The following is a 12580-nucleotide window of genomic DNA, read 5'->3' as shown; positions in this document are numbered from 1 at the left end:
GACCATAAGAAAACCCCCAGATTTGGATTGTTGTCCAAACCTGGGGGTTCACATCAGCGCCTGAATGTGAAGACGACTTCCGTTTTTCAATTATACCGATTGTCGCATATGAATATCAGCAGGAATCTCAGTGCGACAGATCGTGATGTCGTCACCAGCAATCAACGTCATCAATTGCTTGGCGACTGTTTCGCCAATTTGATGCAGATCTTGATTGACCACGGTCAGCGCTGGCGCCGCCAAGCCGCCGAAGTGCCAATCATCATACCCGCATAAGCCGACAGTCTCGGGGATCGTGATGTGGTGGTGTTGCAACCACTTCAAAGTTGCCAACAACAAATTCCCATTCGCGGCGAAAATCACTGCTTTTTGATCATGAACGCGGGTAAGCCAAGTTTGGAGGTCGTCGACTTCATCGTCATCAACTTCTAATAAGGTCACTGGCACGTTCATTTTCTGACCAACGTTTTGCCATGCGTCAAAGCGCTCTTGGCGAACAGAAGCTTCGGCTAGCGGATTGGCAATGACGAGCACTTGTTGATAACCTTTTTCGAGCACTGCTTGCGCTAAGATATTTGTCGCTTGGCGATCATTTGAGGTGACACAAGCAAACACCAATGGCGCTATCAGGCGATCGACTAACATCACTGGGACATTAGCGTCTTGTAAGAATTGGTAGTCAAAGGCGTGGGGACTGCGCGGTTGCAAAATGATGCCGTCGACGTTTTGGGATAATAAATTCAATAGCACATCTCGTTCTTGGGCGACGGTTTTGCCTTCTGCGACCAGAATCTGTACGCCGAGTGGCTGCGTGATCGCAGCGATCCCTTTAACCAAATAAGGCGCATAGCCATTGGCGAGATCACCAACTACCACGCCGATTTGATGGGTGCGCTTTGATTTTAAGGCACTGGCATTGTGGTTCGGCACATAATGCATGTCAGCGATCACGGTTTTCAGCCGGGCTTTAGTGGTTTCAGACATGCGTTCAAAATGACCATTTAAATAACGAGAGACAGTGGCTTTAGAAACACCAGCTTGCTTTGCGACATCATTGATCGTGTAATTTGCCAACGGTAATGCCCCCATTTCGTCAGTTTTCAAAACCTATTGTACACGTTTTGTTGATGGCATGAAACCGTTGCCTTGCGCCGGCATGCGACTTCCGGTAGAGTGTGGGCAAGAGGTGAAAATGATGACTTATGGTTATATCAAAATGATCCGCGAGCTCGTCGGTCACACGCCGATCATTCTCAATTGCACCGGTGGGATCTTACTAAACGACAAGCGTGAAGTTTTATTGAATCTGCGCACCGATACTCATAACTGGAGCTTGCCAGGCGGGTATTTAGAATACGGCGAAACTTTTGCGCAAGGTTTAGTACGCGAATACAAAGAAGATAGCGGGCTAGATGTACGGATCGTGCGGCCTTTGAAGCTGTTTGATAAAGGTGAAACCAAATATCCCAATGGCGATGTTGCCCAAACCATTGCGATGTTGTATTTAGTCGCGCCAGTGGGAGGGTCGCTACTCACTCAAGCGACCGATGAAACCTTAGGCCTGAAATTTTGGCCGTTTGACGATTTACCCCCATTATTGAATCAACAAAATGCGGACATGTTAGCTTACGCTGCCGCAAATGTTTAACACTCCCAAAATTTGAGCATTTGTTCAAGCCTTTAAAATTAACTTAGCTGACGCGAAATCTACTATATAGGTTCCGCGTTTTTTGTTGTTTAGGCCTGTAGACGGGCATTAACGTCATTTAAAATAATTTAGGAAACACTAAATTTAAGCTTTACTTATGAAAAGATTTGGTTAGACTAAAAGGTGTTTCAGAAAGGAGCGCGTTCAAATTGAAAGATCAAAACAAACAGCCTGAAAAGCATAAATTAATCGAATATGCTAACGGGCCGTCCCTGGAAGAAATTAACGGCACTGTGGAAGTGCCAAAAGGCAAAGGCTTCTGGCGTACGTTATTTGCTTATTCTGGACCAGCAGCATTAGTGGCCGTCGGGTATATGGATCCAGGTAACTGGTCAACCTCCATTACCGGTGGCCAAAACTTCCAATATTTATTGATGTCCGTCATCTTAATTTCCAGTTTAATCGCCATGTTATTACAAAATATGGCGGCTAAACTGGGCATTGTTACCCAAATGGACCTTGCGCAAGCTATTCGTGCTCGCACAAGTAAGGCTTTAGGCATCATTTTATGGATCATGACTGAATTTGCGATCATGGCGACTGATATCGCTGAAGTTATCGGCGCCGCTATCGCGTTATACCTGCTATTTAATATTCCGTTAGTTATTGCCGTCTTTATTACTGTATTTGACGTCTTGATCTTATTGCTACTCACCAAAATCGGCTTCCGGAAAATCGAAGCGATCGTGGTGTGCTTGATCTTAGTGATCTTGTTTGTCTTCGTTTACCAAGTAGCCTTGTCTGACCCTGATTGGGGTGGCGTGATCAAAGGCTTAGTGCCAACTGCTGGCACCATCGCCAGCCACCCAACCGTCGGCGGCATGACCCCATTATCTGGGGCGCTTGGGATCATCGGTGCGACGGTGATGCCGCATAACTTGTACTTACACTCTGCCATTTCGCAAACGCGTAAGATCGATCACAACAACGAAGAAGAAATTCATCAAGCCGTGCGTTTCTCCAACTGGGACACCAACATTCAATTGTCCATCGCCTTTGTGGTCAACAGCTTGTTATTGATCATGGGTGTGGCGGTGTTCAAGTCTGGGGTCGTCAAAGATCCATCTTTCTTCGGTTTGTATCAAGCGTTATCCAATACTTCGATGTTATCCAACAGCGTGCTGATCGCCGTAGCCAAGTCTGGCGTATTGTCTGCGTTGTTTGCGATTGCCTTGTTGGCCAGTGGTCAAAACTCCACTATCACCGGGACTTTAACTGGGCAAGTGATCATGGAAGGTTTCGTCCACATGCGCATGCCGTTATGGGCACGCCGGTTGATCACCCGGTTGATTTCCGTGATTCCAGTGCTGCTATGTGTGGCAATGACGTCTGGCATGAACAAAATCGACCAACATACTGCGTTGAATGATTTAATGAACAACTCTCAAGTGTTCTTGGCTTTCGCCTTACCATTTTCCATGTTGCCATTGTTGATGATGACTGATTCTACAGCAGAAATGGGCAACCGGTTCAAAAACGTGGTGTGGGTCAAAGTCTGCGGTTGGGTGTCAGTCGTTGGCTTGACGGTGTTGAACATGATTGCTTTGCCTGATTCCTTTGCCGGGTTCTTAGGCGATCATGCCAGTGCCGCTGATGTGAACATGGCACACATCGCTTCTTATGTCGCCATTGTTGCAGTGCTTGCCCTATTAGCATGGTGTGCCGTCGATATTTATCGCGGTGACAAGAAGTTAGCCCAACTCCATGCGAAAAACGGTGAAGTTCGCGCCACGCCAGATTATGAAGGAGGCGCTGAATAATGGCAGCCAAAGATTATCAAAAGATTCTCGTCGGCGTCGATGATTCTGCCGATGCCTTAGCCGCGTTTCGCTATGCGATTCATCGCGCACTTGCTGACGATGCAGCGTTGGTCATAACCAGCATTTTAGAATCAGATGATTATTCCGTGTTTGAAGCCATGGATAAAGATTATGTGCACGGGGAAGCTGAAGCGCTTGAACAACATATTCAAGACTATCGGCGCTTGGCGTTAAAAGCTGGCATTAAGTCCGTGACTGCTGTGATCGCAGAAGGGGACCCAGGCGAAACGATTGTTAAAACCTTAATTCCAAAGTATCAACCTGATTTATTGATCGTTGGTGCTGAAGCCAAGAAAGGGATCAAGCGGCATTTTGGTTCGCAAGCCGCTTATATGGCCAAGTATGCGCCAATTTCAGTTTTAGTCGTTCGCGAATGATCACCTGTTCGTGACTTGTTTCTCAAATACGCGCCAAAAAGGTACGGGGTGCGCCGTGCCTTTTTGGTTTAAGGAAGTGAGCTTATGACGCAACATAACACTCAACGGCGTGAGCAGATCTTAAAAACCGCGCAAGAATTATTTGCTGAACAAGGTTTTGCCAATACCACGACGCGGCAACTCAATCAAACCGTCGGCATTGCCGATGGGCTACTTTATTATTATTTTCCTCAAGGTAAGCAGGCCTTGTTGGATACGATTGTGGCGACGGGTATCAGTGATCGCTTAAACATGATCCGCATGCAACTGCAAGGCGTTGAGACCCTTGACGGTTTGGAAAACGCGATGATGCAAGCCTTTGAGAAAGTTTGGGCAGTATTATCTGAACCCGAAGGCTATCAAGTGTTTGTGATCACCGTGCGCGAGCGGCATTTGTTATCGCAAGAAGCCAGCGCTTGGTTAGATCAATCCGCATTGAAATTTGTCCAAACCATGAGTGCGCAATTGGCGACCTTGCCGTGGTTACACTTGGATGTGCTACATGCGACTCAGTTGGCAACCATCATTATCGACTTATTGCGGAACTCTTTGGCCTCGGATTTGTTATTTGCTGATCGTCAACATATCAGTGAACCGACTAAAATTCGGGTTCAAGGCCAGATCCATTATCTGCTCCAACAGTTAAAGTAGCACCATGCTAAAACCATTCGTCGATCACGAATGGTTTTTAGCTTGTCCTAAATAAAATTGCTCGTCTAAAAAATGTAACGAAGCTTGCATTATATCTGCATTCAAGGTATACCTAAATTGAAGCAGTCGCTCGTTTTGGGAAAGGAGTTAAGATTTTGAAATTAACATTTCAAACAGTGCGGTCAATGCCGCAACGCAATGCGTTGATGAAATTATATCGTGGGGCGTTAGTTTATTTTCGGGAAAATGGGGCGCCAATGCCGACGCATGCGACCGTGGAAACCGATCTCCATCGGGTACCAGAAGGCATCAAACCCAGCGCTTTGCATTACCGGTTGATCTCAGACGGGGAAAAGCCAGTGGCCGCGATGGCGTTGATCCTCGGCTATCCGCAGGACAATACACTGTGGTTGCGGCGGTTGATTTTACCAACGGCATTGCGTGATCACGGCTATGAACAAGCGATTTTAAATGCAGTCGTGGCCAAGTATCAAGGCCAGATGACTGATCTGCAAACGATGATGATCAATGCGACCCCTGAACGGCTTCAGTTTTGGCAAGATCTGGGCTTTACTGTGATTTCAGATGAACATGTCGCCTTGGCTTCTGGGGACGTTCAACATCAAACGGTGTTACAGTTTTCCTTGCCAAGTGTTGTGAAGTCTGGCAATGATCAACGTCAACCGATGATGGTTTAATTTAAGCCTGATCGTAGTCAAGTATCGTCAACGGTTTTTGAGTTTGAGATGGAGGCTGGTCCTCGATCCATAGTGAGAACGCAGTTGGCGATTGATCGCCTACTGCGTTTCGCAGATCGAGATCCACTTTGACAATAAGCGTAGCGAATTGTCAAAGTTAGCTCGGTCGAGGACCCTCACTATGGATCGGTGAGCCAGCCGGAGTCTCGAATTCAAAAACATATCGATCAAAAAACGCCTGTCGCGATTTTGTCGCGACAGGCGTTTGTGTTTGATCAGGAATTACTTGCTGAGCTTGGAAGCTGCAGCTTTGTCGATCATGATGGTGACATCAGCATGGTTTTGCAATGCAGATGCTGGCACATCTTCAGTTGGTTTTCCTTCAACCATCTTTTGGATGGCGTCAGCCTTGTTTTCACCAAAGGCCAACAACAAGATCTTCTTGCTCTTCATGATGGAGCCGATCCCCATGGAGTAAGCGTAAGTTGGCACGTCAGCTTCTTTTTCGAAGAAGCGGGCGTTGGCATCGATGGTGGATTGGGTCAAATGAACCTTTTGCGTGCCACCGTTGAAGTCGGAACCTGGTTCGTTGAAGCCGATGTGACCGTTTTGGCCTAAGCCTAACAATTGGATGTCGATCGGATGATCGGCGATCACTTGGTCGTAACGCTTAGTTTCTGCTTCAGCGTCTTTGTTTAAGCCATCTGGAACAAAAGTTTCTTTGAATGGCTTCAAGTTGAATAAATGTTCGTTCATGAAGTAACGGTAGCTTTGGTCGTTAGTTGGGGCTAAGCCAACATATTCGTCCAAGTTTACGGATGTGATATTGGAGAAGTCGAGATCACTGTCAGTCATGTGCTTGTACAGCGGAATTGGGGTACTGCCAGTTGCCAAACCTAAAGTGGTGGCACCGTTAGCTAAACCTGCCTTGATAAATTCGAATGCTGCTTCACTTGCTTGATCTTTGTTGTCAAATACTTTGACGTCCATGAAAAATTCCTCCCTCTCTTGGTCTAGTCCAATATAACATCGGTCTAGGCCACTGTCAACTGATTTTTTCCCTCACACTATATATATACGCAAAAAAACCGCAAAACATTTTTTGCGGCTGGAAAATCTTTTTGAGTGTGAAAGCCTATTTGCTAAAATAAGGCGCAATGAAATCGCGAATATGCGTGGCATAAGCGACGGGATCGACCCAATAGCTTTCAGCATGGATCGCATCAGGCACTAACCACAAAGCCTTTGGACCAGCGCTGGCTTTGAAGTTTTCTTGGCCCATCCAAGTCGGAACGTAAACATCTTTTTGACCGTGGATCACCAGTAGCGGCCGGGTGTTGCGCCGCAATGCCGCTTGGACATCAACGCGCGAAATCGTAAAGCCTAAGCGGCGATAGTTGATGAAACTGGCCAAGGGCACCAGTGGTTTCTTCGGCAAATGGAAGAGTTTCTTCATCAGATAAGTAAGCTCATCATCTAATGAGGTGTACCCACAATCTTCGACGATGGCTTTAACTTGTTTTGGCAACGTTGATTCACCAGAAACTAAGCTGACTGTGGCGCCGCCCATAGACGTACCGAACAGCAATAACTCACAGTCTTGGCCTAAGTTTTTGATGATCAATTGCAACCACTGCAAATAATCCAAACGGTCCAACCAGCCAAATGAGATATAAGTCCCGTCAGATTGGCCATGACCGCGATCGTCTGGCAATAGCACCGAAAAGCCCATGTCGTAAAACATGTGGGCATAGTTGGCCATGGTGATACCAGTGCCTTTATAGCCGTGACCGATGATCACGGCTTTGTTAGAATTGGGGTGTTTCAACCACAACGCCGACAAGTGTTGGTCATCTGGGGTATCTAAATGCCAAACTGCGGGTTGTTGGTGTTCGACCCAATCGACATGATAATAGTAGTCATTGGCATATTGTTGCATCGCATCAGACGCATCAGGCACATAATTGATGCGCTTGAACGCGTAAGTGTAGAGCTTTTCTGCCGCGGCTAAAGTGCCTGCTGTGAGCAACATTGGCAAAGTACCGGCGACGAGGTAACGCTTTTTCATGGTAATCAGTCCTTTGGTTCTGGCGAATCAGTTAAATAAAGTTGGCGCAAATCGGCTAAATCACCAGCAGATAAGCGCAATTGTTTGGTGAGGTAAGCTTCCCAGCTGCCATATTGATTGTTGATCAAGTCGTAAATAGCATCATAGTTGCTGGTTTCAGCTTGATGGGCATTCATTTGATTGACGAATTGATTGGCGCCATGGCGCAAGTCGGCGTGAGACATTTGATCTGGCGCTTCTAAGACCAAGTTGGTCAATAAATAATCTTCGCGAATCGTGGCTTCTGGAACCCCAAGGGCGCCTTCAATCATCATCGCGGCAACGCCAGTGCGGTCTTTGCCGGCAGTGCAGTGGAACAAGACGGATTCTTCAGGATGATCATTGGATAACAAAATATCAAACAACTGTTCATACGTCGCGTTGGCGTGACTATCTGTTAGCATTTGGCAATAAGTATCCGCCATTTGGTCTTCAACTGAAGAGCCGCGAAGTTTTTTACTGAGGCGCTTGAATAAACCGCCTTTTTGTTGGTCGACAAAGGGGTAAACCGATAACTGTTGATATGAAATCGTGCGGGGAATGCGATCTGGACGGGTTTGAACTTCGCTATCTGAGCGCAAGTCGATATCAAAAATCACGCCGTAGTCTTCCAGCATATCGCCGGCTTCATGGCGCAAGTGGCCAAGTGAGCCTGAGCGCAATAATTTGTGCCACTTCAGATATTGGCCAGATTCGGTGGCATAACCGCCGAGTTCGCGTAAATTGATGCTACCAGGGATAGATAAAATTCGGGTGGGTGACATTTTCAGACCTCCATTCAGCTTAAGCTTAGTATACCCTATTTTCAGGCGGCGCAAAGTTGCGTATAATAAAGTTAACTATAGACTTACGGAGGAAATCATGGCGGGACTGAAACTTTTCACACTGAACGGCAACAAACCACTTGCACAAAAAATTGCAACAGAATTAGGGTTGCCCTTATCACCGGCATCGGTCAAGCACTTTGCTGATGGGGAGATCCAAATCGATCTTGATGATTCTGTTCGTGGCGCCGATGTGTATGTGATCCAACCGGTGTCTGATCCAGTCAACGAGAATTTCATGGAATTGATGATCATGGTCGATGCCTTGCGTCGGGCGTCTGCTCATCACATTAACGTGGTCGTGCCTTATTACGGCTATGCGCGCGCTGATCGCAAAGCGCGCTCACGTGAACCAATCACTGCGAAATTAGTGGCCAACATGTTGCAAATGGATGGTATCAGCCGCATCGTCACGGTTGATCTGCACGCGGATCAATTGCAAGGATTCTTCGATGTGCCAGTTGACCATTTGAAGACCGTGGCGTTGTTTGGTCGCTACTTCCGCAATTTGGACCTTGGTGAAAATGCGGTCGTGGTAGCACCAGATCATTCTGGTACCAAGCATGCACGCGAACTTGCTGAACTGTTAGGCTTGCCCATTGCCATTGTCGATAAGCGTGAAGCGAAAGCTGGCGTGATCGGGGATGTTGAAGGTAAGCATGCGATCGTCATCGACGATATGATCGATACCGGCACGCGGATCGCAGATTCTTGCTCTGCCTTGCAAGAAGCTGGGGCTTTAGATATTTATGCAGCAGCTACGCATGCCGTGTTATCTGCAGGTGCAGCTACGCGCATCAGCAAACTGCCATTAAAGCAAATCGTCTTGACGGATACCATCGAATTACCTGCAGAAAAGCGCCTGCCAAATATGCAGATCTTATCTGTTGGCCCGATGATCGGCCAAGCCATCGAATTGATCGCGACGAATCAATCGATCCATCCATTATTCGATTTAGATTAATTCATAAAAAATCCGCCAGCTGGCGGATTTTTTGTCGGTAACGCTTGCGCAGCGCGGCCTCAAGTGATATAGTATTTAAGTCGTCAAGCGACAGCACCGATATGGGTGGTTAGCTCAGCTGGCAGAGCAACGGACTCTTAATCCGTGGGTCCAGGGTTCGATCCCCTGACCACCCAGACTAGCAACCGACATCTGAAAAGATGTCGGTTTTTTGTTACCATCAGCTATTTTGTGGCCGGATTTTATGGTTAAAAATCAATCAGTATAAAAATATAAGTAAGGAAACGACCAAACTGCGTTAGAAATGTTTGCGACATTAGCCGTTTCAAAATGCTTATCGTTGCCTGAATTAATGCCTTTGTACGAACAAGGCACGCGCTTGATCAGTAACGACCCGATGATCGCTTGGCCAGATCGCTTTTTTAGGGGAATCGATCAAGCCTTGATCAATGCGATCAAGTTGGATGATGCTGAAGCTAAACTAGTCGTTCCACAATTATCGTGGTTGTTGACCCTTGCGACTGATGTGCCAGCAGGTTGGCAAGCGGCAGGGTCATGGCTAATTGTCATGGCAATTTTGGACCCGACGGCAAAACGCTTTGCTGCTGTGCGGCAATATTTGCATCGCACGTTAAACGTTGGCCACTTGGATGTGTTCAATGCGTTGCATGCGGCGTGGCAAGATCATATCCCGAGTCAATGGTTTGATCAGGATTGAATTTTGATGATAAAGTTCTTGCCAGCATCGCGCCACTCATGATATACTAATTGAGTTGTCAAATGGCAATGCAGTTATGGGTGGTTAGCTCAGCTGGCAGAGCAACGGACTCTTAATCCGTGGGTCCAGGGTTCGATCCCCTGACCACCCAGAATAGTAACCGTCACTTCTTCGGAGGTGGCGGTTTTTGTTATGTCCAAATCTAAACAAGGCGTGGGCAATGTGTCGAAACTGTCCAGTTTTTGCCTACAGTCGTCAATTGTTCCCCGGATTTGCTCGCGGTATAATTGAACGCGAAAGGCGGTGTTACCATGCCGACACAGACGACCAAGCAGATCTTGGGGCAAACGTTAAAAACCATGATGCAAACCACCAGCCTCGATCACATCACCATTGATAAATTAGCCGAAGCGGCGCATATCAACCGCAATACGTTTTATTATCATTTTGACGATATTCATTCCTTGCTGGATTGGGTGTATCAACAGGATGTGATCGTGGCGCTGCGGCGGGAAAGCTCCATCGACCATTGGCAAGAAGCCTATCAGTTGATGTTGACGTATATCGCCACCAACCGCCAGTTTTGTCAAAATACCTTCCGTTCACTGAGCCGTTCAGCGTTGGATGATGTGTTGTATCATTATGCTGGGGAAATGGTCACCGGCGTGGTCGACAGTATCGATCCGTTCACGCCACCGCTTTTGCGCGAAGCTATCAAGAATTTTTATGGGCACGCCATTGCGGCGCAAGTCACCCAATGGTTGGAAAACGATCTCCAAGAATCGCAAGCCTCAATGATTCATAAAGCTTCGGTGATGCTGGATGGGACTTTTGCGCATATTATCAAACAAGGGAAAAAAGATCGATTTTATGGGGATCGGTAAACAAAAAGCGCCTATCCGATCGGATAAACGCCTCATATCGCTAATTTCATTGGTTAGTTACCTTGGTTGGTAAAACCAAGGATTTGATAAATAACTTCTAACATCGCGTTAGACCTCAATTAACATAGATTTCATCGCCCCTTTTGTCATCGGGATTGATGATACAAGCTATACGACTGCGTTTTGCAAAACGCTGAAGTTGGTTGCCTATCTGAATCGCCAACTCAGATAGGCACAATAAGGTCTTCGCAATTAACCCTATTAACCGCTGCAAGGTGGCGGACCTTGCGTAGACGGTGGCTTGCGGAACCACTGTCGAAGAAGTTGATCATCGCTTCATGCTTTTATCATATCATGGATTATGGCACTGTAAACCGTTCTAAAATTGGTTCTAAATAACAGATTAATCACAGTTTATCGATAATTTCATCTAGCATGATCAGAATTTGAAGTAGATGCTCAGAAAATCATCTAGGGTCGTCGAGTTTCGGTCACGACCTACAGTGACAATTTTCACACAACCTGTAACTTTTTTTGGTATAGGAGCAAATATGACGCAAATCAATGTAGATTTAGGGCAATACATCAATCAATTTCGTCGCGACCGTGGGATCACGCTGAAAGCATTGGCACCCGGATCAGAATCAAATTTATCCCGCTTTTTAAAGTCTGGACGTGGCACGTCAATGACGTTGATGAATGAGGCGATGAGTCGCATGGGGTTACAATACGTCGATTTGATGACAGCTTTTCCACGTTTTGAATCGGCTTTTACCACGGCTGCAGAAACTTTGATATCGTTGCGTTTTGATTGGCAAGCGACGCAAGTGCGTAAAGTCGTGATGAATTACATTGCGAGTGTCAGTGATGCAAAAGATGTGTTAACCGCCTTAAATCGACAAGTGTTACGCAGTATTTTGCAAGCCTGTCAGACCCATCAAAATCGGCTTTTTTCTAAATCGTTACAACAGGCAATCGTTCAAACGCTTGAACAAAATACAGACTGGTTGTTATATGATTACTTGTTATTACGCTTAAGTGTTAGTTTTTGCGATACATCGATGATTATGCGCAGCTATCGGCTAATGGTGGCTCAAGGTGATGTCGCCCAAGATTATGTGCCATATCGGGATGATGTGATGCAACAAATGGCACTAGTACTTTGGGTCAGGAATGAAACCTCTGAGGTATCGATGATGGTTGAAAGATTAGCAACAAGTATTACTCGCGCTTATTCATTTCACGATGAGTTGACGGCTCGATTTATAGCGTTGCTAGTTGAAACTCATGGTGATGAAGATAGCCTGCAACATGGACTTGTGGAATTCAATGCAGTGCTTGATGCGTTAGCTTTACAGCGGACAAAGACTTATTTTCAGCAGCTCATCATGATGGCCGGTAGTGAACAAGGGGTGTTATTATGACCAATCTTGGCCAATTCATCCATAAATATCGCGTGATGCGACAGGTACCATTGAAGGTAATCGCAAAAAATCGTTCTGTAGCGACACTTTCTAGATGGGAAAAAGGCACCTTAGACGTTTCAAGCGATGTCTTAGGTGATACTTTGACACCGGTCGGAATCGATGTCAAAGATCTCCTGATTCGAAAACTATTATTCCAAAGCGATATGGATGCGTGGTCACATCTTGCTGCTGAATTGTGGGATCCTGTGATCGTAACGCAATTACGGGATCGCGTATTAGCGCTACGTGTCGCTGAGGCAAAAAATTCGGGTCTACACTTTCTGGTGTTGGAGAAATCCAACGCCGAGAGTGTGGGCCCTTTTT

Annotated in this window: 13 protein-coding genes, 2 tRNA genes and 1 pseudogene; 12 read left to right on the top strand and 4 right to left on the bottom strand. The window is 46.4% G+C overall.

The features are described from left to right. Positions 1-90 precede the first annotated feature (90 nt). Positions 91-1074: a LacI family DNA-binding transcriptional regulator gene (locus tag FD01_RS02200; protein ID WP_054718234.1), complete on the bottom strand. Its 984-nt coding sequence runs from the start codon at positions 1072-1074 to the stop codon at positions 91-93. A 121-nt stretch (positions 1075-1195) separates the two neighbouring features. Between FD01_RS02200 and FD01_RS02195 the strand changes: the two genes are divergently transcribed. From FD01_RS02195 to FD01_RS02175, 5 genes are all read left to right on the top strand, one after another. After that, positions 1196-1648 carry an NUDIX hydrolase gene (locus tag FD01_RS02195; RefSeq protein WP_054718237.1) on the top strand — a complete coding sequence of 151 codons (453 nt, stop codon included), beginning with the start codon at positions 1196-1198 and terminating at the stop codon, positions 1646-1648. A gap of 209 nt (positions 1649-1857) precedes the next feature. Continuing rightward, entirely contained in the window at positions 1858-3468 is a 1611-nt protein-coding gene (locus tag FD01_RS02190) for an Nramp family divalent metal transporter (protein WP_054718239.1), read from the top strand. After that, on the top strand, positions 3468-3905 hold the full coding sequence (locus FD01_RS02185; RefSeq protein WP_054718242.1) for a universal stress protein: 438 nt from the start codon (positions 3468-3470) through the stop codon (positions 3903-3905). Before FD01_RS02190 ends, FD01_RS02185 begins: the two co-directional genes overlap by 1 nt. An 84-nt stretch (positions 3906-3989) precedes the next feature. After that, entirely contained in the window at positions 3990-4595 is a 606-nt protein-coding gene (locus FD01_RS02180; RefSeq protein ID WP_054718244.1) for a TetR/AcrR family transcriptional regulator, read from the top strand. 155 nt (positions 4596-4750) lie between these two features. Continuing rightward, entirely contained in the window at positions 4751-5293 is a 543-nt protein-coding gene (locus FD01_RS02175; RefSeq protein WP_056962443.1) for a GNAT family N-acetyltransferase, read from the top strand. Positions 5294-5575: 282 nt separating this feature from the next. Here the strand turns inward: FD01_RS02175 and FD01_RS02170 are convergent, their stop codons facing one another. From FD01_RS02170 to FD01_RS02160, 3 genes are all read right to left on the bottom strand, one after another. Beyond that, positions 5576-6283, bottom strand: coding sequence for a glucosamine-6-phosphate deaminase (locus FD01_RS02170; RefSeq protein WP_054718250.1), 708 nt, complete (start codon positions 6281-6283; stop codon positions 5576-5578). Between the two features lie 145 nt (positions 6284-6428). Next, the gene (locus FD01_RS02165; RefSeq protein WP_056962442.1) at positions 6429-7361 is read right to left on the bottom strand and encodes an alpha/beta hydrolase; all 933 of its coding nucleotides are present in this window, start codon (positions 7359-7361) and stop codon (positions 6429-6431) included. Positions 7362-7366: 5 nt separating this feature from the next. Beyond that, a complete protein-coding gene (locus FD01_RS02160) occupies positions 7367-8164 on the bottom strand; it encodes a tyrosine-protein phosphatase (RefSeq protein WP_056962441.1) in 798 nt (265 codons plus the stop codon). Between the two features lie 97 nt (positions 8165-8261). Between FD01_RS02160 and FD01_RS02155 the strand changes: the two genes are divergently transcribed. From FD01_RS02155 to FD01_RS02125, 7 genes and pseudogenes are all read left to right on the top strand, one after another. Further along, entirely contained in the window at positions 8262-9188 is a 927-nt protein-coding gene (locus FD01_RS02155) for a ribose-phosphate diphosphokinase (RefSeq protein WP_056962440.1), read from the top strand. Between the two features lie 103 nt (positions 9189-9291). Continuing rightward, a tRNA-Lys gene (locus FD01_RS02150) sits at positions 9292-9364 on the top strand. 164 nt (positions 9365-9528) lie between these two features. Then, entirely contained in the window at positions 9529-9906 is a 378-nt protein-coding gene (locus tag FD01_RS02145; protein WP_152164595.1) for a hypothetical protein, read from the top strand. A 78-nt stretch (positions 9907-9984) separates the two neighbouring features. Then, positions 9985-10057: transfer RNA gene (locus FD01_RS02140), tRNA-Lys, on the top strand. Between the two features lie 160 nt (positions 10058-10217). Further along, entirely contained in the window at positions 10218-10790 is a 573-nt protein-coding gene (locus FD01_RS02135; RefSeq protein WP_056962438.1) for a TetR/AcrR family transcriptional regulator, read from the top strand. A gap of 503 nt (positions 10791-11293) precedes the next feature. Beyond that, on the top strand, positions 11294-12214 hold the full coding sequence (locus FD01_RS02130; protein WP_152164594.1) for a hypothetical protein: 921 nt from the start codon (positions 11294-11296) through the stop codon (positions 12212-12214). Further along, positions 12211-12580: pseudogene (locus FD01_RS02125) on the top strand (hypothetical protein); the annotation flags it as partial. The gene FD01_RS02130 and the pseudogene FD01_RS02125, both read left to right, overlap by 4 nt.

The sequence above is a fragment of the Lacticaseibacillus manihotivorans DSM 13343 = JCM 12514 genome, from assembly GCF_001435035.1.
GTDB classification, from domain to species: domain Bacteria; phylum Bacillota; class Bacilli; order Lactobacillales; family Lactobacillaceae; genus Lacticaseibacillus; species Lacticaseibacillus manihotivorans.
Note: the sequence above shows the minus strand (reverse complement) of the source record. Positions and strands in the feature narration are given on the sequence as shown.

Bases quoted from the DNA above. Each gene is read 5' to 3' on its own strand.
- FD01_RS02195 (WP_054718237.1), top strand. From the start codon at position 1,196: ATGACTTATGGTTATATCAAAATGATCCGCGAGCTCGTCGGTCACACG.
- FD01_RS02185 (WP_054718242.1), top strand. From the start codon at position 3,468: ATGGCAGCCAAAGATTATCAAAAGATTCTCGTCGGCGTCGATGATTCT.
- FD01_RS02180 (WP_054718244.1), top strand. From the start codon at position 3,990: ATGACGCAACATAACACTCAACGGCGTGAGCAGATCTTAAAAACCGCG.
- FD01_RS02170 (WP_054718250.1), bottom strand. From the start codon at position 6,283: ATGGACGTCAAAGTATTTGACAACAAAGATCAAGCAAGTGAAGCAGCA.
- FD01_RS02165 (WP_056962442.1), bottom strand. From the start codon at position 7,361: ATGAAAAAGCGTTACCTCGTCGCCGGTACTTTGCCAATGTTGCTCACA.
- FD01_RS02160 (WP_056962441.1), bottom strand. From the start codon at position 8,164: ATGTCACCCACCCGAATTTTATCTATCCCTGGTAGCATCAATTTACGC.
- FD01_RS02155 (WP_056962440.1), top strand. From the start codon at position 8,262: ATGGCGGGACTGAAACTTTTCACACTGAACGGCAACAAACCACTTGCA.
- FD01_RS02135 (WP_056962438.1), top strand. From the start codon at position 10,218: ATGCCGACACAGACGACCAAGCAGATCTTGGGGCAAACGTTAAAAACC.